The organism is Ideonella sp. A 288 (genome assembly GCF_002198735.1).
Classification (GTDB): domain Bacteria; phylum Pseudomonadota; class Gammaproteobacteria; order Burkholderiales; family Burkholderiaceae_C; genus Pseudaquabacterium.
This window is the reverse complement of the sequence record NZ_MWLO01000154.1, coordinates 1-19473: the sequence shown is the minus strand read 5'-3', so window position 1 is coordinate 19473 and position 19473 is coordinate 1. Positions and strand designations below refer to the sequence as shown.

The 19473-nt window shown below is 69.2% G+C and carries 19 protein-coding genes; 8 read left to right on the top strand and 11 right to left on the bottom strand.

Annotated features, from left to right (window positions below; all coding sequences use genetic code 11):
* The first annotated feature begins 87 nt into the window (after nucleotides 1-87).
* The gene (locus EOINJALH_RS27000) at nucleotides 88-1212 is read left to right on the top strand and encodes a YeeE/YedE family protein (RefSeq protein WP_088286066.1); all 1125 of its coding nucleotides are present in this window, start codon (nucleotides 88-90) and stop codon (nucleotides 1210-1212) included.
* 10 nt (nucleotides 1213-1222) lie between these two features.
* On the opposite strand, the gene EOINJALH_RS26995 is transcribed toward EOINJALH_RS27000, so the two are convergent.
* Together EOINJALH_RS26995 and EOINJALH_RS26990 are read right to left on the bottom strand one after the other, a co-directional pair.
* The gene (locus EOINJALH_RS26995; protein ID WP_088286064.1) at nucleotides 1223-1687 is read right to left on the bottom strand and encodes a hypothetical protein; all 465 of its coding nucleotides are present in this window, start codon (nucleotides 1685-1687) and stop codon (nucleotides 1223-1225) included.
* A gap of 25 nt (nucleotides 1688-1712) precedes the next feature.
* The gene (locus EOINJALH_RS26990; RefSeq protein ID WP_088286062.1) at nucleotides 1713-2177 is read right to left on the bottom strand and encodes a rhodanese-like domain-containing protein; all 465 of its coding nucleotides are present in this window, start codon (nucleotides 2175-2177) and stop codon (nucleotides 1713-1715) included.
* Between the two features lie 192 nt (nucleotides 2178-2369).
* Between EOINJALH_RS26990 and EOINJALH_RS26985 the strand changes: the two genes are divergently transcribed.
* The 3 genes from EOINJALH_RS26985 to EOINJALH_RS26975 all read left to right on the top strand — a co-directional run bounded on the left by EOINJALH_RS26985 (nucleotide 2370) and on the right by EOINJALH_RS26975 (nucleotide 4537).
* Nucleotides 2370-2681 (top strand): c-type cytochrome, encoded by a 312-nt coding sequence (locus tag EOINJALH_RS26985; protein WP_088286060.1) that lies wholly within the window; start codon nucleotides 2370-2372, stop codon nucleotides 2679-2681.
* Nucleotides 2682-2697: 16 nt separating this feature from the next.
* Nucleotides 2698-4026 (top strand): FAD-dependent oxidoreductase, encoded by a 1329-nt coding sequence (locus EOINJALH_RS26980; protein ID WP_088286058.1) that lies wholly within the window; start codon nucleotides 2698-2700, stop codon nucleotides 4024-4026.
* Between the two features lie 94 nt (nucleotides 4027-4120).
* Complete coding sequence (locus EOINJALH_RS26975; protein ID WP_088286056.1) at nucleotides 4121-4537, top strand: DsrE family protein; 417 nt, start codon at nucleotides 4121-4123, stop codon at nucleotides 4535-4537.
* A 57-nt stretch (nucleotides 4538-4594) separates the two neighbouring features.
* On the opposite strand, the gene EOINJALH_RS26970 is transcribed toward EOINJALH_RS26975, so the two are convergent.
* From EOINJALH_RS26970 to EOINJALH_RS26960, 3 genes are all read right to left on the bottom strand, one after another.
* A complete protein-coding gene (locus EOINJALH_RS26970; protein WP_144290191.1) occupies nucleotides 4595-5251 on the bottom strand; it encodes a PEP-CTERM sorting domain-containing protein in 657 nt (218 codons plus the stop codon).
* A 211-nt stretch (nucleotides 5252-5462) separates the two neighbouring features.
* Nucleotides 5463-7034, bottom strand: coding sequence for a DUF1501 domain-containing protein (locus EOINJALH_RS26965; protein WP_088286052.1), 1572 nt, complete (start codon nucleotides 7032-7034; stop codon nucleotides 5463-5465).
* A gap of 13 nt (nucleotides 7035-7047) precedes the next feature.
* The gene (locus tag EOINJALH_RS26960) at nucleotides 7048-8871 is read right to left on the bottom strand and encodes a DUF1800 family protein (RefSeq protein WP_234414061.1); all 1824 of its coding nucleotides are present in this window, start codon (nucleotides 8869-8871) and stop codon (nucleotides 7048-7050) included.
* 236 nt (nucleotides 8872-9107) lie between these two features.
* Between EOINJALH_RS26960 and EOINJALH_RS32040 the strand changes: the two genes are divergently transcribed.
* Nucleotides 9108-9281, top strand: a complete 174-nt coding sequence (locus EOINJALH_RS32040) for a hypothetical protein (RefSeq protein ID WP_158219908.1) — start codon at nucleotides 9108-9110, stop codon at nucleotides 9279-9281.
* Between the two features lie 78 nt (nucleotides 9282-9359).
* On the opposite strand, the gene EOINJALH_RS26955 is transcribed toward EOINJALH_RS32040, so the two are convergent.
* Genes EOINJALH_RS26955 through EOINJALH_RS26935 form a run of 5 tightly spaced genes read right to left on the bottom strand, consistent with a single transcriptional unit; the run spans nucleotide 9360 to nucleotide 14454 of the window.
* On the bottom strand, nucleotides 9360-10508 hold the full coding sequence (locus EOINJALH_RS26955; RefSeq protein WP_088286050.1) for a rhodanese-like domain-containing protein: 1149 nt from the start codon (nucleotides 10506-10508) through the stop codon (nucleotides 9360-9362).
* 22 nt (nucleotides 10509-10530) lie between these two features.
* A complete protein-coding gene (locus EOINJALH_RS26950) occupies nucleotides 10531-11775 on the bottom strand; it encodes a YeeE/YedE thiosulfate transporter family protein (protein ID WP_088286048.1) in 1245 nt (414 codons plus the stop codon).
* Nucleotides 11776-11824: 49 nt separating this feature from the next.
* Entirely contained in the window at nucleotides 11825-12208 is a 384-nt protein-coding gene (locus tag EOINJALH_RS26945; protein ID WP_088286046.1) for a c-type cytochrome, read from the bottom strand.
* 47 nt (nucleotides 12209-12255) lie between these two features.
* Nucleotides 12256-12852, bottom strand: a complete 597-nt coding sequence (locus EOINJALH_RS26940; protein WP_088286044.1) for a cytochrome b/b6 domain-containing protein — start codon at nucleotides 12850-12852, stop codon at nucleotides 12256-12258.
* A gap of 15 nt (nucleotides 12853-12867) precedes the next feature.
* Nucleotides 12868-14454, bottom strand: a complete 1587-nt coding sequence (locus EOINJALH_RS26935; protein ID WP_088286042.1) for a tetrathionate reductase family octaheme c-type cytochrome — start codon at nucleotides 14452-14454, stop codon at nucleotides 12868-12870.
* A 286-nt stretch (nucleotides 14455-14740) separates the two neighbouring features.
* Here EOINJALH_RS26935 and EOINJALH_RS26930 point away from each other — a divergent pair, with 286 nt between their 5' ends.
* From EOINJALH_RS26930 to EOINJALH_RS26920, 3 genes are all read left to right on the top strand, one after another.
* Complete coding sequence (locus EOINJALH_RS26930; RefSeq protein ID WP_088286040.1) at nucleotides 14741-15742, top strand: SLAC1 anion channel family protein; 1002 nt, start codon at nucleotides 14741-14743, stop codon at nucleotides 15740-15742.
* 385 nt (nucleotides 15743-16127) lie between these two features.
* On the top strand, nucleotides 16128-18260 hold the full coding sequence (locus EOINJALH_RS26925) for a hypothetical protein (RefSeq protein ID WP_144290190.1): 2133 nt from the start codon (nucleotides 16128-16130) through the stop codon (nucleotides 18258-18260).
* 67 nt (nucleotides 18261-18327) lie between these two features.
* Entirely contained in the window at nucleotides 18328-18741 is a 414-nt protein-coding gene (locus EOINJALH_RS26920; RefSeq protein ID WP_088286036.1) for a DsrE family protein, read from the top strand.
* Between the two features lie 42 nt (nucleotides 18742-18783).
* On the opposite strand, the gene EOINJALH_RS26915 is transcribed toward EOINJALH_RS26920, so the two are convergent.
* Nucleotides 18784-19458 (bottom strand): class I SAM-dependent methyltransferase, encoded by a 675-nt coding sequence (locus tag EOINJALH_RS26915; RefSeq protein WP_088286068.1) that lies wholly within the window; start codon nucleotides 19456-19458, stop codon nucleotides 18784-18786.
* Nucleotides 19459-19473 lie beyond the last annotated feature (15 nt).

Below are 19473 nucleotides of genomic sequence, written 5' to 3'. Positions count from 1 at the left end.
TGGGCGGGTGGGCACCTGACATGGATCAAGCCGCGCCCTGACGACGGGGCCGATCATCCGCGCATCAGTAACCACTGATGGAAACGCGTGCTGATCGACCGCCTGATCGATTCGTTCGGCGAGACGGGCTCGGTGACCCTGCTGGGTGCCGGCATCGGACTGCTGTTCGGTTTTTTCGCGCACCGCTCGCGCTTCTGCCTGCGCTCGGCGGTGATCGAGTTTGCGCGCGGCACGCGCGAGGGCAAGCTCACCGTCTGGCTGTTCACGTTCTCCACCGCGGTGCTGCTGACGCAGGCCTTCGTGCTGCTGGGCTGGCTGGACGTGAGCGGCGCGCGGCAGCTGTCGGCGCGCGGCAGCCTGTCGGGCGCCGCGGTGGGCGGCGCGATGTTCGGTGTCGGCATGATCCTGGCGCGAGGCTGCTCGAGCCGCCTGCTGGTGCTGGCCGCCCAGGGCAACCTGCGCGCGCTGCTGTCGGGCCTGGTGTTCGCGGTGACGGCGCAGTCGGCGCTCAGCGGCCTGCTGTCGCCGCTGCGGCTGGCCATCGCCGGATGGTGGACGGTGGACGCCGGCACCCGCGACGTGCTGGCCCTCACCGGCCTGGGCCACGTGGGCGGGCTGGTGGTGGGCGCGGCCTGGCTGCTGGCCGCACTGGTCTGGGCACACCGCCAGCATGTGCGCTTCTGGGGCTGGTTCGGTGCCATCGGGGTGGGCGTGATGGTGGCGCTGGCCTGGCTGGCCACCTACCACGCCAGCCGGGCGTCCTTCGACCTGGTGGTGCCGGTGCAGAGCCTGTCCTTCACCGGCCCGGCCGCCGACATGCTGATGCTGGTGCTGTCGCCACCCGGGCAGCCGTTGAAGTTCGACCTCGGGCTGGTGCCGGGCGTGGCCGTGGGCGCGCTGCTGTCGGCGCTGCTGTGGCGCGAATGGAAGCTCGAGGGCTTCCAGGGCGGCCGGGCGATGCGCCGCTACATCGCGGGGGCGCTGCTGATGGGTTTCGGCGGCATGCTCGCCGGCGGCTGCGCCGTGGGTGCCGGGGTGTCGGGCGCGGCGGTGTTCACGCTCACGTCCTTCGTGACGCTGGGCGCGATGTGGGCCGCCGCGGCACTGACGGATGGCCTGCTCGACCGCGGCGACGAGGCCCGGACGACACCCCCCACGCCCGTGACGCAGGCCTTCGATCCGGAGATGAGCGCGAGCTACGCGCGGCCTTGAGACCGCCCTGTCACTTCAGCCGGTAGGCGGCGTGGCAGGCCACGCAGGCCTGCGTGGTGCGGGCCAGCGCGGCCAGTGCGGGCTCGAGCTTGCCGGTGGCCGCGCTGTTGGCCACCTCCAGGGCAAAGCGGCTGGCGTGGCGGTGCATCGAGGTGCCGAGGTCCTGCATGCCCTGCGGCATGTGGCGCGAGGCCTCGTGCGCGCCGTGCGCCTGCAGCGAGCTCATGCCCAGACGCTGCTCGGCCACCTGCGCCGCGCGCTCGTGCGCGCCGGCGGCCATCGCCTCCTGGATCTGCGCCAGCGCCAGCAGGTGGTCGCGCATGTTGGCCAGCGTGTGCTGGCGCATCTCGTCGGGAAAGGCCACGGGCTGGCGCGCATCGGGCGCCGCGGCAGCACCGTGCTGGTGCCCGCCGCCCGGCTGGGCGCATCCCGCGGACAGGACGGCGGCAATGGCCAGGGCAGTCAAGGTGCGCATGGCGTGCGGGCCGATGGCGCGGGGCTCAGGTGGCGGAAAGCGGTGCGATGGCCGCGGCCTGCCGCTTCTTCCAGGCCTGGAAGCCGCCGCCCACCGACAGCGCCTTGCCGTAGCCCAGCGAGCGCAGCAGCTGGGCGGCATAGAGGCTGCGCCGGCCGCTGTTGCACACGCACAGCACGATGTGGTCGCGCACGTGGTGCAGCTCGTTGATCGTGGTGAAGAAACTGCGCACGTCCATGTCGCTGGGCGTGCCGGCGTCCAGGATGTCCTGCTCGTCCTCGGTGAGGGCATGGCCCAGCAGGCGCTTGACCTCGAACAGCGGGATGTGCACGGTGCCCGGGATCGCGCCCTTCATCTCGATCTCGAAGGTCTGGCGGATGTCGACCATCGTGCCCATGCCGAGGCGGCACAGCTCGGTGGCACTGTCGAGGCTGATCTCCAGCGTGGAACGCAGGGCTTCGAGTTCGGGCGACAAGGCGGTGGGTTCCATGGGCATGTTCCGGGACAGGTGGGCCCGATTGTGACGGCTGCCGCGGGCGCACGTCGTCCATCGGCGCGCCTGGGCCGATCGGCGGTGTTTCAAGCCCTTACTCATACCTGTGTTGGTATCTTTGCGCTGCAGCAAAGTGCGCCCCGCCCAGGAGAGCAGAGTGTCGATGTGTTCAAACAGAGGGAGCATCGAATGCACCAAAGAACCACCCCCCGGCCGCTGGTCCTGCTGGGCATCGCACTGGCCTGCTGGGCCAGCGCTGCCAGCGCCCAGACCCCGCCCGTCGGGCGACTGCTGGCCTCCAACTGCTTCCAGTGCCACGGCACCAATGGCAAGGGCCCCGGTTTCGACACGCTGGCCGGCAAGTCCGCCAGCGAGCTGTACAAGGAGATGAAGGAATTCCAGAGCGGCAAGGAGGGCCAGAACATCATGGCCAAGCACGCCATGGGCTACACCGACGCGCAATTGCGCGCACTGGCCGATTGGCTGTCCAAGCAACGCTGAGGCCAAGGAGCCCATCATGGAAAGACGTCATCTTCTCCTCGCCGGCGGTGCCGGTGCCCTGGCCAGCGCCCTGGCCGCGTGCGGCGGCGGCGGCGATTCCGCTGCAGACACCGCCGAAAGCCTGGCGCAGCCGCTGGACGCGCGCAAGCCCGCGGCCCCGGTGACCGTCGCGGCCGCCGCGCCCGTCGGCCGGGTGCTGGTGCTCGGCGGCGGCATGGCCGGCGCTTCGGTGGCCAAGTACCTGCGGATGTGGGGCAACCTCGACGTGACGCTCGTCGAGCGCAACTCGGCCTACACCTCCAACATCATGAGCAGTCTGGTGCTCACCGGCCAGCGCACCATCACCAGCCTGCGGTACACCTACGACGCCCTGCGCACCAAGTACGGCGTGAAGACGGTGTTCGACGAGGTGGTCGCGATCGACCCCATCGGCGTCAGCGTGCGCCTGAAGTCGGGCACCGTGTTGACGGCCGACCGCATCGTGCTCGCCCCCGGCATCGACTTCGACCCGGTGCCCGGCCTGGACAACCCCGACCTGATGCCGCACGCCTGGAAGGCCGGTCCGCAGACGACGCTGCTGGCGCAGCAACTGGCCGCGATGCCCGCAGGCGGCGTGGTCGTGATGACCATCCCCAAGACACCGTACCGCTGCCCGCCGGGACCCTATGAGCGCGCATGCCTGCTGGCCGACTGGATGAAGGTGCGCAAGCCCGGATCGAAGCTGATCGTGCTCGACGCCAACCCCGACATCGTGACCGAGGTCGACAACTTCAGCCAGGCCTTCTACGGCCTGCATGCCAATGTCATCGACTACCGCAAGAATGTCGAGGTCCTCGGCGTCGACACGGCCAGCAAGACGCTGTTCACGAGCGCTGGCAACGTCAAGGGGCAGGTGATCAACCTGATCCCGCGGCAGCGCGCGGGCGCCCTGGTGTCGATGGCCGGCCTGAACAACTCGGCCGACGGCCGCTTCGCGGCGGTGGACGTGCTCAGCTATGCCAGCACCGCCGCCCCCCGCGTGCACGTGATCGGCGACGCCAGTGCGACGACGCAACCGAAGGCCGGGCACATCGCCAACCAGGAGGCCAAGGTCTGCGCCGACGCCATCATCAGGCTCTTCGGCGGTGGCCAGCCCGACCCGGCCCCCGTGACGAACTCGGCCTGCTACTCGACGATGACGATGACGAAGGCCAGCTGGTTGACCGCGGTGTTCCAGTACGACCCCGCCAACCGTGTGATGGTGCCGGTGGCCAGTTCGAGCGCCGCATCCGTCGGGTGGAACGCGGACAGCTTCAGCGAGATGGGCACCTGGTTCAAGGCCCTGATGGCCGACACCTACGCCTGAGGCGCGGCGGGCGGGGCCGGTCGTCACGACGGCCTTGCCCCATCCCACCGCACCCGTTCCTCATCGCCACAAGAAAAAGATTGGAAATTCCCTCATGAAGAAGCTCTCCCTCGCGCTGCTGCTGGCCCTGGCCGGCGTCGCACCCGCCCAGGCCCAGACCGGTGCCGACCTGTTCGTCACCGTCACCAGCGCCGAAGCGCAACAACAGGGCTTTGCCCTGGTGCTGGCCACCCAGGCCATGCAACAGAACGCCCGCGTGCGCGTGCTGCTGTGCGCCGATGGCGGCCAGCTGGCCTTGAAGGCCAAGGCGCCCGTGGCGCTCAAACCCAAGAGCCCGAAGGACATGCTTGAAGGCCTGATCAAGGGCGGCGCGCAGGTGGACGTGTGCGCGCTGTTCCTGCCCAACAGCGAATGGAAGCAGACCGACCTGATGGATGGCGTGGGCGTGGCCAAGCCGCAGGATGCGGCGGCCGCGATGCTGCAGCCCCAGATGCGCGTGCTGGCGTTCTGACCTGACAGCGACAACGCCGCCCGAAGGCGGCGTCTGGGGCCGAACCGGCCGGGTCGGTCAGGCTGGGCGGCGGCGCTTGAAGGCCAGCAGCATCAGCCCCAGGCCCACCATGGCGAAGGTGCCGGCCTCCGGCACCGGCACCAGGGTGTAGGTGATGTTGTCGACGCCCACCCAGTCGTTGAACGACCCGGGGCGGATGGCGATGCTCGTCACCGGGCCGGCATAACCCAGCACGAACTGGCTGGTGTCGGTGCCGGTGCCGGTGCCCGAGACGGTGCTGACGAGCGCGGCACCGTTGTAGGCGAAGAGCGACACGTCGGCGCCCGCGCTCACGCCGGCGAAGGCGGCGCTGAAGCCGGTGGCCGTGCGCGCGAAGGTGATCCTGAAGCTGGGGTCGCCGTCTTCGCTGCTCCAGCCGGCCAGGCCGCGCAGGAGGTTGCCGCCGGCCAGGGCCGGCAGCCCCAGGCCGCCGACGTCTGCGCCCGTGCTGGAAACGATGGTCATGTCGGTGTTGGTGGCCCAGGCCTCGCCGCTGGTCGACGTGCCCGGGCCGCTGAAGGCATTGGGCGAGAAGGTGGCGCCCAGCCCGGCGTACTGGTTCGACAGGACGGTGCCTTCGGCCAGGTTGTCGAAGGTCAGCGTGATGGCACCGACCGGGCTGGCCGCCAGCAGCAGACCCGCTGCCAGCACGGCGAAGGAGGCTCTCTGAATCATGGTGTTCCCTGGTGGAAGGGCACGACCATGTCGCCACCCCGGTGTTGGAAAGATGGCCGTCCACGCCGACCCGATCCCCGCCTCGGGACACGAGACGGGGGAGCGTCGACGCCGCTGGATGGGTGGTTCATGTCAGTACCGCCCGGCCGTCCGAAGGGACTGACGCGCCCCTTGGGGGCAGCGAACGCAGTGAGCTTGGGGTCGTTTCATGTCAGGCCGGCCTGAAGAACCCCAGGTCGCGCCTGGCCAGGTCGAAGTTGGCCAGGTTGGGGAAGATGCCCAACAGCTCGGCGTCGGACAAACCGAACCAGCGCCCCAGGGTGTTGCCCAGCTGATCGACCGAGATCTCGGGCAGCAGCGAGCCATTGCCGAGTTGGTCGGGGCTGCTGTCGAAGTTGTTGTTGGTGGTGTTCTTCGGCCCCAGCGTGGGAAAGCGGCCGAACAGGTCGCCACCGTTCACCGCCCCGCCCATGACGAAGTGGTGGGCGCCCCAGCCGTGGTCGGTGCCGTCGCCATTGCTGGTGAAGGTGCGGCCGAAGTCGCTGGCGGTGAAGGTGGTGACCTTGTCGCGCGCGCCCAGGTTGCCGAGCGTGATGTCGAAGTACTGCATGGCCTGCGCCACGCGGGCCATCAGGTCGGCCTGGTTGCGGTTCTGCTGGTCATGGGTGTCGAAGCCGCCCACGCTGACGAAGAACACCTGCCGCGAGGCGCCGGTGGCGCCTCGCAGGCCGGCGTCGATCATGCGTGCCACCACCTGGAACTGCTGCGCCAGCGAGTTGGCCGCGGTGGTGCCGGCCACGGCCGCCAGCGGGTTGACATAGCGAAGCTTGGGGTCGTTGCTGGCGTTGTACGCGCCTGACGCCGGTGCTGTGCCGAAGGTGGGGTCGCTGGCCGGGCGCAGGGCGGTGCGCAGGATCTGTTCGGCGTCGATCGAGCGCCGCGCCACGGCGGCCACGTCGGCATCGAACGGATGCGCCGTGCGGGTGGTGGTGGCCAGGCGCTGCAGAGCGGCCCCGACGTCGAGCGAACCGTACACCTGGCCCGAGCTGTTCACCCCCAGCGGAATGGCGCCTGTGCTGTTGACCTGATACTGCTGCACCACATTGCCGGCCAGCCACACCGAATTGCCGGTGGCGGACACGGCGGTGAACACCGGGCGGGTGTTCTGGCTGGCCACCAGATCGCCCATCCGGCCGGCCCAGCCGCGCGTGGTTCCTTCGGGGCCGAGCGCCTGCCAGGTGTTCTGCTGGTCGTTGTGCGAAAACAGCCGTGCGGGCCGGGGCCAGGTGCTCAGCGCGTACTGCGCCTTGGTGGTGGGCATGATCAGCGGCCCGATGTTGGGCACGATGGCCAGCCGCTTGTCGGTGTCGAACAGCGTTTGAATCGCGCCCAGCAGCGGATGCAGCGCAAACGTGCGGCCCTGCGGGCGCGCCGGCAGGACGGGCAGCACCCCGCCCAGCCGCGCCGGCGAACCCAGCGCCGCCGCAGCGTTGGCAGGCGTCCCGGCGGCCAGCAGCGCAATCGGATCGGGCGCCTGGGTGCGGGTGGCGGAATACGCATTCCACGACGCCGCGTCGGTGGGCAGCACCATGTTGAAGGCGTCGTTGCCGCCGTAGAGGAACAGGCAGACGATGGCGCGGTAGCCACCGGGCGTCGCAGCAGCGGCCGAACCCATCGCGGCCAGGTTCAGGGCCAGCGGGGCGGCGCCGCCGCCCACCAGCGCCGTCATGGCACCGGCCTGGCGCAGGAAGGCACGGCGCGATGCGTTATTGATGATGTGCATGTGGGCTCTCCGCTTACTTCTGGACCACGAACTCGGGCACGGCCAGCGTCAGCAGCACGGTGGCATTGACGCGGTTGCGCTTGGCGTTGTCGATGGCGGCCTGGTTGGTGCCGCCCGCGTTGAGCACCGGGATCGTGATCTTGGTGATGGCGGTGAGGATCTCTGTTTGCAGCGCCGGGCTGGCCAGGCCGTAGAGCAGCCTGCCGGTGACGCTGGCCACCAGTTCGGCGGGCCGCGCTGCCAGGGCCAGCTCGGCGCTCCAGTCGCGCTGCAGGTCGCGCCGGTTGAACGCCACGCCGCCCACCGTGCCGTTGAACTGCCCCACCCCATTGCTGAGGTTGTCGCGCATGTAGTTGATCCAGCCTGCAGCGCTGCTTTCGTTCAGCAGCTGCAGTTCAGGCCCCACCATGCCGGCGGCTCCCGACTGCGAACCGGGCGCCGCGTATCCTGGGCGGTAGAAGTTGAAGACAGAGGGTGCGCGCAGCGGTGTCTGGCCGAGTGAGTTGGAAACGCTGTCGGTGTTGCCCACCCGCCACCTGCCGGTATCGCTCTTGTGCGGAAAGGCGCGAAGGTAGGCCGACAGCCGCAGCACGGGCTCGCGCACCTTGCCGGTGGCGTTGGTCTGGAGCCTGCTCTCGGGGTGCAGCAGGATGGCCTTGAGCACCGCCTTCAGGTCGCCGCGCGTGCCCGCACCGTTGTTGTCGAAGACCGCCGCCACGGCCTGCACGTAGGCTCCGCTGGGGTTGCTGGTGACCAGGCGCTGGATCAGCTGCTTGCTGATGAACGGACCCACGTTGGGGTGCGCGCTGAGCGTGTCCAGCGCGATCTTCAGATCTCCCGCCGGGTTGGCGGTGGTGGACGCCGGAATGGTGACGCCCAGGAAGGACTTGGCGTCCACGCTGTGGAACTGCGGGTAGGCCACCATGGGTTTGAAGTAGCGGTCGGGGTCGGACACGCCCGCCGAGCTGCCATTCCTGAAGCAGTTGTTGCTGCTGGGTGCCGCCGGGCAGGCCCAGCTGAAGCCGGTGAACACATTGGACAGGCCCGCCACGTCGGATGGGCCATAGGTTTCGATGGCGTTGCTGTTGGCGTCGAGCAGCGGCGTGCCGTCGGGCTTGAGCTTGACCAGGCCGATGGACAGCAGCTGCATCGACTCGCGGGCGTAGTTCTGGTCGGGGATGCGGCCGGTGAGCGGGTCCGGCTTCTGGTTCTTCAGGTGCGTGAGGTACAGCCCCATCAAGGGGTGCAGCGACACCGTTTCCAGCAGGTCCCGGTAGCTGCCGAAGCCCTTGTCGCCCAGCATGTCCAGCCAGGCCGCCAGCGCGCGCGGCTCGCCGCCGATGCTGCCGTCCACGGCCGACACCACGAAGATCTGCGACAGCGCAAACGCCATCCGCAGGCGCAGCTGGTCGGGGCCGTTGACCGCCTGGTGCCAGAACGATTCCCACACCTGGTCCTGCCCGGCCGAGGCCGTGGGGTCGACGAGCCGGATCGCCGCGTCGGCCGCTTCCCACCTGGCACGGTGCGACGTGGCCGGCAGCCTGAGCTGGCGGTCGATCCAGGCGCTGTAGCCGATCTTCATCAGCAGTTCGATCTCGAAGTCGTTCGGCCCGAACGTGGCTTGCGTGAGGAAGCGCGCGGCGTCGTGGCGCGTGGCAGGGCGGTCGATCGCGGCGCCGGCGCTCGGCGCAACCCCCAGCGCCTTGGCCATGTCCGGCTCGGCCGTGGCGCTGCCGCCGTCTCCGCCGCCGCAGGCGCCGAGCAGAACCAGCGCGGAGGCCCACCAGAGGCGGCGCAGGCCGTGCCCGGTCGGGTGGGAGGAGAGGGTCTGGATCACGGCGGGCTCCTTGGCTGCCTGCACCTGGCAGGCCGCGAGGATCGCGACATTCCCTCACCTAGCGCCAGCGGCATTACACGCCGTCACGTAACCGCTTGCCGCAATGGGCATCGGTGTGTCCGACCTCGTCCCTTGCGTCGGCGCCGATCCAGTCCCGACCCGCCTATCGCCGCAGATGGGCTGGGTTTCGGTCGTCGACAAGGCAAGGTGCCCGTGGCGCCCGACGCAAGAGCCCGATGGACATACCGGCAGGCCTGATCGAGGGTGGCGCACCGGTGGAGATGTGCGCGCTGTTGCTGCCCAACAGCGAATGGAAGCTGGCCAGCCTGATGGATGGCGTGGGCGTGGCGACGCCGCAGGAGGCGGCGACCGCGAGGCTGCGGCCCCGGATGCGCGTGCTGTCGTTCTGACCATTGCGCGCGCCGTCGCGGCGCGCGCTCAACACGCCCGGCCGCCGGATCCACCGGCGCGCCGCGCGTGTGTCGGGGTCACTTGGTGCCGAAGGTGTGGACGCCGGCCTGAGTCCACTTGATCTGCGCGTCGAGGAACGCGATCTTCAGCTCGGGCCGGTACATCTTGACCATGTCATGGGCTTCGCCGCTGCGGCCGCCGGCGCCGCAGAAGAAGATGATCGGCTTGTCGGTGGGCAGGCTGGCCAGGTTCTTCTCGAGCGTGTCGATCGGCACGTTGGTCGCGCCCTTGAAGGTGCCCGACGCGAATTCGGCCGGCGTGCGCACATCGATGAGGTGCACCGTGCCGGGGGCCTCGCGGTACAGGCGTTCGAACGATTCCACGGTGATCGAGCCCGCTTCCTTGCCGGCGACCATCGTCGGCGCGCTGGGGGCCGCCGCCGCTGCGGCGCCGGGCCCTGGGCCGTAGGCCTTCTCCCAACCGGGGTAGCCATCGGGCACCACCTTGACGTTGGTGTAGCCCAGCTTGATTGCCCGCTCGGCCGAGTCGTTGCTGAGCTTGCAGGCCAGGCCGTCGCAGTAGAAGTACAGCGGCGCGGCCTTGTCGGCCGGCAGGCGCTCGGCGGCCAGCTTGTCGAACTGCGAATCGGGCAGGTTGATGGCGCCGGGGATGTGGCCCTTGTCGTACTTGCGGTCCTTGGGCCGCGCGTCGACCAGCGTCATCGGGGCCTTCTCGTCCATCAGCTTCTTGACGTGCGCCACGCTGACGGCATGCAGGTTGCCGTTCTTGATCCAGTCGGGAAAGCCTTCGGCATAGACGCGGATATTGGTGTAGCCCAGCTTCTCGGCCTTGAAGGCCGAGTTGTGGCTGAGCATGCACTCCGGGCCATCGCAGTAGAAGATCAGCAGTTGCGACTTGTCGGCCGGCAGCATCGTCGGCGCCAGCTTGTCGAACTGCAGGTCGGGGATGTTCAGCGCGGTGGGGATGTGGCCGATGTCGTACTTGCGCGCTGCCGGGCGCGAATCGATCAGCGTCACGCCGTCGCGCTTGGGCAGCACGGCCTGTTCCTTGACGAAGGCGACATCGACGCGCTTGGGATACCAGGTGGCCTTGGCCTGGGCGGCCTCGGTGGTCTGGGCCAGCGCGGTGCCGACCGTCGGCAGCGAGGGGTACAGCAGCAGGGCGCCGAACATTGCGGCGAGGAGGGTCTTGGCAGGAGTTTTCATGGCTCTTCCTTGGGATGGCTGATCACATCAGCGTGAACTTCTCGGTCGATTCGTTGTAGCGCACCAGCGCGTACCACAGCAGCAGCAGCCCAGCGCTGATCATGAGCGTCCAGCCCCAGCTGCCGAGCATGTCGGGCAGGTAGGCCTGGAAGCCGACCGCGGTGCGCTCGAAGGTGTCGACATTGGTCTCGTCGATGCTGGTCAGGCCGGCCTTCTTGAACAGTGCGCTGGCGATGGAGCCGACCCAGGCGAAGAAGAACATGCCCACCCACAGCTTGAGGTGGCCTTCGCCCATGCGCCACAGCGACCCCGACGCACAGCCGCCGGCAAACACCATGCCGACACCGAACACCAGGCCGCCCACCAGCGAACCGATCCAGAACGTGGCCGGGATGGCCACGTAGGGGTCGATCACCTTCTTGTTGAACAACAGCGCGGCCAGCGGGATGCCCACCGCCAGCGCCAGGATCATGGCCTTGGTCATCTCACCCTCGCCGGTGACGAAGGGCTCGCGGAAGGCACGCGCGAAGCACAGGCGCGAGCGGTGCAGCACGAAGCCGATGGCGAAGCCGGCCAGCACCACCAGCGCCCGCGAGGCGAGCTGCTCGTTGCCCGAGCCCATCCACTGCGTGGCCCAGGCCAGGCAGGCCAGCGCCACGGCGGCGCCCAGCCACGGATACCAGCGCATGACGGACGCCGGCACCTGGATCATCGGCGGCGGCTTGCCGCCCCAGTCGATGTGCTCCATCGTCCACAGCAGGGCCTTGAAGCCGCCCGCCGCACCGGCGAGCAGGCCGATCCACATCACCCACCCGGCGGGCGACGAGTGCAGCACCGGGTTGAAGAACCCGCCGGTGGTGCAGCCGCCGGCCAGTGCGGCGCCGATGCCCATCAGGCTGCCGCCCACCAGCGCCCAGACATATTCGAGCTTGGGCGGCCGGTTGATCGCGAACTGGCGCGACAGCATCGCCGCACTGAAGGCGCCCAGCACCAGCGTGAGGTTCATCAGCGACATGCGGTGCAGGCCGAAGGCTTCGAGCTCGTGCGGCACGCCGATCAGCGGGCCCAGGCCGATGGCGTTGTTGAACGCATCGCCCCAGTACTTGACGCCGCCGAACACGCCCCAGAACAGGCCGTTGACCATCAGGCCCAGCACGATCATCACCAGCAGCAGCACGCCGACGAACGGCGACCACTTGGTGACGAACAGCGTCTTGAAGTCGGCGCGAAAGCCGCCGACCCAGCCGGCATCAGCCTTGGCGGTCATGTCATCCCCTCGGGCATCGGCATGGGGGCCGGCACAACGCTCGGCTGCCTCAGCTGCAACTGGCCGGCGCGTCGCCGTCCTTCGCGCCCTTGAGCAGGAAGGCCTTGATGTCGTCCATCAGTTCCTGGTCGGGCGTGTCGGCAAACTTCTCGGCGGCCTTGTTGCCCGACTTGATGCTGGCGCGGTAGGCCTTGCTCACGTAGTGCTTGACCGAGTCCTTGCCCTTGGCGTGCTTGTCGGCCTGGATGTAGGCGGCCCATTCGGCCTTGGACTTGCTGCTCGGGTTGATCGAACCGACCGGCTGCACCACGTGGCACGAGGTGCACACGCTGCGGTAGTACACGCGGCCACGTTTCCAGTCGGCCTCGTAGGCCTGGGCCGGGAACGAAAGCGCCACGGTGGCGGCGGCCATGAGGATGGGGACGATTCGCATGATGGTTCCTTGGAGCGGGTGGATGAACGGGCTGCCGTGCCGATGGCTCAGTGCAGCTCTTCCCAGCCGGTGAGCATCGCCTTGGTCTGGGCGAACAGCGTGTGGCCGGTGGTGATCATGTAGAGGTGGGTGACGAAGAAGGCCAGCATCAGGAAGGCGCCGACGGTGTGCGCGGTGGCCACCCAGCTGAGCTGCAAGGCCCCCAGCCCCCAGCCGGCCCACTGGGCATAGAACAGGTAGAGCCAGCCGCTGATCCAGATCAGCGGGCTCACCAGCACCAGGATGGCCAGGTAGGTCAGGCGCTGCAGCGGGTTGTGCTTGTTCTGCGCACTGGGGCGGAAGGGGTGCGGCTCGTGGCGGAAGATGCCCGACGAGTAGAAGCGGGCCATCACCAGCAGCTTGTCGGCGGTGGGGATGTAGTGGCGCCATTCGCCAGTGGTGAGGTGCCAGAACACGGCGAAGATCCACAGGCCCACCAGCGTCCACGCGGCCACCGTGTGCAGGCCGACGGCGCGCTCGAAGCCCAGCAGCTGATAGGTGCCGTGGATCTCGAAGCCGGTGACCATCAGGAAGATCACCAGCAGCGCCTGCGACCAGTGCCAGAAGCGCTCGAAGGCCTTGAAGATGTAGACACGTTCGGTCATTTCACTGTCTCTCGTTCAGTTCTTGCGGCGGGTGGCGGCGCGCATCACACCGTGGCCCATGACGCCCAGCAGCGACAGCAGCACCACCGTCCAGCCGATGCGGTCGAGCCAGGGGGCGGCATCGCGCGCCGGCAGGTACACGCCCTCGATGCCGGCCAGCCGACCCTGCTTCGAATGGCATTCGGTGCAGCCCAGCGCCTTGTCCTTGGGCGCCACCATGTGGGTGATGGGCCAGCTCATCTCGGTGCTGATGAAGTCGACCTGGCCGGAGAACGGCGCGCCGGAGTCCTTCATGCCCACCGGGATGGCCTTGTTCCAGTCGAGGTTCTTCCAGTAGCCGGTGTCGTCGTTGCCGGCGGTGTGCGGCGTGATCAGGGTCTTGTTGACCGGGTCGTAGGGCTGCTTGCCGCGGAAGACCTTCATCGGCCAGATCAACGACTTGCCGTCGGTGGGGCTGCCGCCCAGGCGGTTGATCGGCGTGGGCTTGGCGGACTTTTCCACCTTGTCGGTGAGCAGCGTGTAGGTCACCTCGCCGTTGAACCACACGTACTCGGGCACGACGTTCTCGGCCAGCGTGAAGTCGCCCTTGCGCGATTCGTAGGTGATGCGGCCCTTGGCGTCCTTGCGCGTGATCTGCTGGCCCTTCTCGTCGCGCTGGCCGGCGGTGGACCAGTCCCAGGTCATCTTGGTGGCCACGCCGCCGCGCGCGAAGGCCGGGATGTGGCAGGTCTGGCAGGCCAGCTTGGTGGCGTGCTGGTTGAGCCGGGCGTCCTGCTTGTGCGGCGCATTGCTGTGGCACGACACGCAGGTGGCGGCGTTGGCGCTGTTGTCGGGGCTGCCGCGCAGGTGGGCGCCCTTGGCGTCCTTGGCGGTGGGCGTGTAGCGGCTGCCCACCACGTCGTGGCTCGAGCCCTTGTGGCAGGTGGCGCAGGTGAAGTCCAGGCCCGACGCGTCCATGTGCACGTCCAGCGCCTTGTCGGGGGCGGCCATCGAGCTGTCGAGGTCGCCGTGCTTGACGCCGTCGCCGCCGCCGCCGAAGAAGTGGCAGGCCCCGCAGGTGTCTCGGCTGGACTTGCCCACCTTCTGCGCGATCTTGCTCAGGTCGATGCCCTTGAGGATCTTGCCGGACCCCTGCGGGAACTCGGTGTCCTGGGTGACCACGTTGCCGGCCAGGCCGGGCGGCTTCTTGTAGTTGCCGGTGGTGTCGTGGCAGACCAGGCAGTCAACGTTCTGCTCGGACTTGAAGTCGAAGTTCGCGTCCTTCCAGCCGTAGCCCACGTGGCAACTGGTGCACGACGCGTAGTTCGACGCGATCGAGATGCAGTAGTTGTTGAGGATGGTCTTCTTGCCGAGCTTCTGCTTGCTGTCGGGGTTCAGGAACTCCCAGTTCCAGTGCTTGGTGCGGTGGATCTGGCCGGCGGCCTCGGTGTGGCAGGCGATGCAGGCCTGGGTCACCTCGGGCCCGGAGTTGAACGGCTTTTGCAGCGACTCGAACTTGGCGTGGTTCGCGGTGGTGGTCAGCTTCAGCGGCTTGGCCTCCTCCGCCTGGGCCGCACCCAGACCGAGCATCGAAAAGGCTGCCCACGCGAGCAGGCGCTTCATGGTGGGTATGGTGGGCGATGTCATGCCGGCAGCATACCTATACCTGTATACGGTGTTATTGTCCGCGATCAATGGAACGGGCCGGCGGATGACACGCGGATCGGGTCGGCGCGCCCAGTGGCGCCCGCGCCGGCAGGCCCCTCCAAGGACATTGATCGGCATCAAGCCAGGGGCTTCGGCCTGCTAACCCTATGGGGTACCCTCCGGTCGCTGCGGCGAGGCCTCGGCCCGGCGCCGCGCCTCCGCGCCTTCGACACCCTGTTCATCCACCTCCTGCGACACGCCCATGGCCCACGATCCCCACCCCCTGAAGCACCTGCTGCCCGGCTGGTATGCCATCGTGATGGGCCTGTGCGGCCTGTCGCTGGCCTGGTACCGCGCCACGCCGCTGATGGGCGACATGGCCGGATTGCTGGCCATCGGCATCGGCGGCCTGGCCGCGGCCGTGTTCGTGGTGCTGGCCGTGGCCACGCTGATGCGCGCACAGCGCCACCCCGACGCCTGGGCCGAGGACCGCCGCCACCCGGTGCGCCACACCTTCATCGCGGCGCTGCCGATCGCGGTCATCCTGCTGGCCACCGTGGCCGTGGCGCTGGGCGTGCCGCTGGGCTGGGTGCGGCCGCTGTGGTGGGCGGGCAGCCTGTCCCAGCTGTTCGTCACCGTGTGGGTGCTGGCGCGCTGGTTCAACGGCAACAAGCCCGGCGGCCTGCAATGGGCCAGTGCCACGCCGGCGCTGTTCATCCCCATCGTCGGCAACGTGCTGGTGCCGCTGGCCGGCGTGCCGCTGGGCCATGCCGACTGGGCCGCGGCGCAGTTCGGCATCGGCGTGATGTTCTGGCCGCTGGTGATGGCGCTGATCGTCGCGCGCATCGCCATCAACGGCATGTGGCCCGACCGCATGCTGCCCACCACCTTCATCTTCATCGCGCCGCCGGCGGTGGTGGGCCTGTCGGCGCTGCAGTTGGGCGCGCCGCCGATGCTGGCCTGGATGCTGTGGGGCATGGCGCTGTTCACCCTGCTGTGGGTGGCCACGCTGGCGCCACGCATCGGCAAGATGCCCTTCGGCCTGCCGCACTGGGGCATGAGCTTCCCGCTGGCGGCCTTCGCCGCGCTCACGCTGCGGCTGGCCACGCCGGGCAGCGCGCTCGCGGTGCTGGGGCCGGCGCTGCTGGCACTGGCCACGCTGGTGATCCTGCTGCTGGTGCTGGGCACGGTGCGCGGCCTGCGCGATGGCAGCCTGCTGGCGCCCGAACCGGTGGCGGCCATCGTGCCGGTGGCCGGCAGCTGACCGGCAGGCGACCCCGCGCCGGTGAGCCGGCTCAACGGGCTGCCGGCTGGGCGGCAGAACAATGGCTGGACGGGGGCCGTCGTCGACGAACCCCGCACCCAGCGAGCCCAGATGCCGAACCGACCATCCCCCCAGGAGCGTCCGGTCGGCGTTGATCGGGACGCGCCGCCCACGGCCAGCGCTCGAGGGCCGGCGGTGATCGCCCACCGTGACGCCTGCAAAGTGTCGCCGCCGAAGGCCCCGAAGGCCTCCGGTCGGCCCGATCCGATGCCGTGTGCCTCGACCGTGTGTCGACGGGCTCGCCCACCCCTTTCCACCACGTCTTGCCGAACCTCGGCGACCCCGCGGAGAGGGCCAACTTGTGCGTTGGAGACTGGAGCCCGTGATGACCTGGCCACTGAAGTGCACCGGATGGGCGGCGCTGGCAATGTGGGCGTGCTCGGCCGCCTTCGCGGCCAATCCGCCGCTCGGCATTTCCGAGGATGAGCTGGCCTCGACCATCCTGGCGCCCTCGACGCTCGTCGGCGCCCCCCGGATGTTCAACCGCCTCGACATGCTCAACATGGACGGCGTGTCGCTGGAGTTCAGCTGGGCCGAGTACGTCGGCGACACACTGCGCCTGCACGACATCCTGCTGGGCGGGGCCAATGCGTGGGCCGATTTCCGCTTCGACGGCGGCCAATACTTCGTGCTCGTGCAATCAGGGTACGGCCGGGGCGACGCGCTCAGCCGGCCCGAGATCCCGGGGGTGGACAGCAGCGTGGCGATCGCGTCCCTCCAGGGGCCGCCCTTCGGCGTCACCGTGCTGCCCATCGGCCTGCAGCGCCTCGATCACGTGGTCACCCTGGGCGAGTTCGACCTCCGGACCGCCCGGTTCAGGATCACCCAGACCCAGGTGCTGAACCAGGCCGCCAGCGACAACCTGCGCGGCCGGAAGACGACCCTGGCCACGACGCGCAAGTCGGTGGCCACCATCGACGCCTACATCGAGGAAAGCGCCCGCCTGGACATCAGCCTGCCCACGCAGACGGACTGGAGCAACGCAATGCTCGGGTGCCTGAGCGTGGGCATCGACCGGCTGCAGGTCAGCACCAAGGGCGACGCCATCCTCAAGATGCTGGCGAAGGATTCACCGTCGGCGATGAAGGACGCCTACGAGGCCGCCGCCCTGGGCCACCCGGCCGATGCGTCGCTGATCCTGTCCGAGCTGGCCTTCAAGGGCCTGGCCATCGCGGCCCGGGACCGTGGCGAACTGGGCGCGTTCCTCGATGCGCTGGCCGACAAGAGCGACTACGGCAAGGCCCTGGCCAAGGGGGCCGGGGCCTGCACGGTGGACTACAAGGAGGCCGGCAAGGTGGTGCTCGAAGGCCTGGCCCGGGCCGCGTTCCCGCTGTCGTCCTGCGGCGCCGACGTGATGCTGGAATCGGCCAAGGAACTGCGCGGGCTGGTGACCGACGCCCTGGTCAGGAAGGTCTACGACAAGTACCGGCAGGACAGCGACCCGCTGGTGGATTGGTCGCTCAGCGGCTATGGCCACCCGCTGGTCACGCAGTACGCGCTCAAGAATGGCATCGACACGGCCCGGGCCGAGCGCGAACTGAACGCCCTGTTCGCCGCCTGGAAAGCCCGTGAAGGCCAGGTCGGACCGATCCGCCAGCGCCTGCTGCAACTGAAGACCCGCTGGGCCGAGGACAAGCTCTGGCTCGAAGCCGGGATCCGCCTGTCGCTGCCCGCCGGCGCCACCGAGGCCGAGGTCTTCGCGGCCTATGTCCACAAGATGAACGCCACGCGGGCGCGGCTGACGGCCTTCGCCAGCCCCCTGCAGGACCTGGACGCCAGCGCCGGCCTGGTGCTGCGCAGTGCCTACCTGCACGGCTCGGCCTCCGTCCCCTTCGACGTGCTGGCGTGGAAGAAGGCCACCGCCGCGGCCCTGCAGGGCCTGGCCGCCGGGTTGTTCAAGGCGGAACCGGCCGTCTGTTCGGTCGACAAGTTCGTCGACCAGGCCTGGGTCCTGGTGGATGTCACGGATTTCAACCCGACGCCCTACAACAACGGCTTCTACGCCACGACGATCGGCTATGCCCGGGGCAACGTGGCGATGGGCTGGAGCCAGGGCAGCAATGTCTTCAACTTTTCCGCCACCTGGAGCAACCCACCCCAGCTCATCCGCAAGACCGACACCGTGGCGATGAGCATCGGGCTGGCGGTCACCCAGAACACCGGCACGGCCTTCTTCGTCAGCGGTGCCATGGGGCTGCGCTTCGACGTGGCCGGCATCGAGCCGGGTTATGTGAACCGTCCCATCGAGTTCACCAGCGCGTCGGGCGACAAGGGCGCTCTGGAGGTCAGCCGGGGTGGCAGCCCGGGAGGCACCACCCTCACGAGGTCGCTGTCGCTCGAGGCGGCGAGCCTGCCCAGCGGCGCCGAGGGGTCGAGGGTGTCGCTGCTGGCGTACATCCACGGCTTCCAGAACACCGCCGGCACCCGGTACACCTACGAATGGAAAGCGGTGAAGTGATGGACGACACTGGCGGGCCGACCACGCCACCCGGGCCGCCACAGGCCCACCCGCCAGGAGACCGTGCATGAACTTTCGCCGATGGCTCGCCGCCGCAACCCTGGCCCTTGCCGCCTCGGGCGCCTGGGCCGAGGACAAGGTGGCCTATCACATCAACGACGCGGACTCGCAGGCCTTGTCCACGTTGCGCAACATCCGCAACCACCTCGACACCGACCCGACGGCCAAGGTGACGGTGGTCACCCACGCGCAGGGCGTGGACTTCCTGATGGAAGGCGCCAAGGACCGCAATGGATCGCCCTATGCCGCCACGGTGGCCGCGCTGGTGAACCGCGGCGTGAAGTTCGAGGTGTGCGAGATCACGCTGAAGAACCGCAGCCTGAAGAAGGACCAGTTCATCCAGGAGGCCGACTTCACGCCCTCCGGCGTGGTGCGCCTGACCAAGCTGCAGCTCGCCGGGCACGCCTACCTGAAGCCCTGAAGACCTGAGGCCCCGAGCGCCGGGCCCTGGCGCCCCGGCGGCTCAGGCGGCGCGCAGCAGCCGCACGTGCATCGGCCGCACGAAGTGCGCGCCGTCGGTGCCGATGTGGGGCTCGAAGCGATCGCGCACCGCCCGGCGCTGGGCCGCGTCGAGGTGCCGGTCGGCAAAGGTGACGTCGATCATGCGGCGCTCGAAATCGGCCCCGTCGGCGAAGCGCACCGCCGTGTCGAAGCGCACTTCGCCCGCGCCCAGCCAGCCGCCACCGGCCAGCGCGCGGTCCACCGCCGCCTGGGCTGCGGCGCGCACCTCGCCCTCGTCGTTGAACAGACGGATCACCTCGTTCAAGGCCCCGTCGAACACCGGCTCCGACACATACAGGTGGCCACCCTGGCGCAGCACGCGCCGCGCCTCGGCAAGCGCCTGGTCCATCAGCGGCATCGGCACGTGGTGCAGCGACTTCAGCATCAGTGCCAGGTCGAAGCCCGCGTCGGCGAACGGGATGGCCTGGGCGCCGGCCTGCACGAAGCGCAGGCCCCCGGCCGGCGTGCGCTGGTTGAGGGCCAGTTGCCGCTCGTCGACCTCGAGCGCGGTGACGGTGCAGCCCGGCACGCTGGCCACCAGGCGCCGGGCCAGCGCCGCGGCACCGCAGCCCAGTTCGATGACCCGCGCGCCGCGCAGGTCGACCCAGGCGGCAAGGCACTCGAAGTCGTCGGTGATCGGGGCGGGGGCGGG

Bases quoted from the DNA above. Each gene is read 5' to 3' on its own strand.
- EOINJALH_RS26995 (WP_088286064.1), bottom strand. From the start codon at position 1,687: ATGCGCACCTTGACTGCCCTGGCCATTGCCGCCGTCCTGTCCGCGGGA.
- EOINJALH_RS26990 (WP_088286062.1), bottom strand. From the start codon at position 2,177: ATGGAACCCACCGCCTTGTCGCCCGAACTCGAAGCCCTGCGTTCCACG.
- EOINJALH_RS26985 (WP_088286060.1), top strand. From the start codon at position 2,370: ATGCACCAAAGAACCACCCCCCGGCCGCTGGTCCTGCTGGGCATCGCA.
- EOINJALH_RS26980 (WP_088286058.1), top strand. From the start codon at position 2,698: ATGGAAAGACGTCATCTTCTCCTCGCCGGCGGTGCCGGTGCCCTGGCC.
- EOINJALH_RS26975 (WP_088286056.1), top strand. From the start codon at position 4,121: ATGAAGAAGCTCTCCCTCGCGCTGCTGCTGGCCCTGGCCGGCGTCGCA.
- EOINJALH_RS26970 (WP_144290191.1), bottom strand. From the start codon at position 5,251: ATGATTCAGAGAGCCTCCTTCGCCGTGCTGGCAGCGGGTCTGCTGCTG.
- EOINJALH_RS26965 (WP_088286052.1), bottom strand. From the start codon at position 7,034: ATGCACATCATCAATAACGCATCGCGCCGTGCCTTCCTGCGCCAGGCC.
- EOINJALH_RS32040 (WP_158219908.1), top strand. From the start codon at position 9,108: ATGGACATACCGGCAGGCCTGATCGAGGGTGGCGCACCGGTGGAGATG.
- EOINJALH_RS26955 (WP_088286050.1), bottom strand. From the start codon at position 10,508: ATGAAAACTCCTGCCAAGACCCTCCTCGCCGCAATGTTCGGCGCCCTG.
- EOINJALH_RS26950 (WP_088286048.1), bottom strand. From the start codon at position 11,775: ATGACCGCCAAGGCTGATGCCGGCTGGGTCGGCGGCTTTCGCGCCGAC.
- EOINJALH_RS26945 (WP_088286046.1), bottom strand. From the start codon at position 12,208: ATGCGAATCGTCCCCATCCTCATGGCCGCCGCCACCGTGGCGCTTTCG.
- EOINJALH_RS26940 (WP_088286044.1), bottom strand. From the start codon at position 12,852: ATGACCGAACGTGTCTACATCTTCAAGGCCTTCGAGCGCTTCTGGCAC.
- EOINJALH_RS26935 (WP_088286042.1), bottom strand. From the start codon at position 14,454: ATGAAGCGCCTGCTCGCGTGGGCAGCCTTTTCGATGCTCGGTCTGGGT.
- EOINJALH_RS26930 (WP_088286040.1), top strand. From the start codon at position 14,741: ATGGCCCACGATCCCCACCCCCTGAAGCACCTGCTGCCCGGCTGGTAT.
- EOINJALH_RS26925 (WP_144290190.1), top strand. From the start codon at position 16,128: ATGACCTGGCCACTGAAGTGCACCGGATGGGCGGCGCTGGCAATGTGG.
- EOINJALH_RS26920 (WP_088286036.1), top strand. From the start codon at position 18,328: ATGAACTTTCGCCGATGGCTCGCCGCCGCAACCCTGGCCCTTGCCGCC.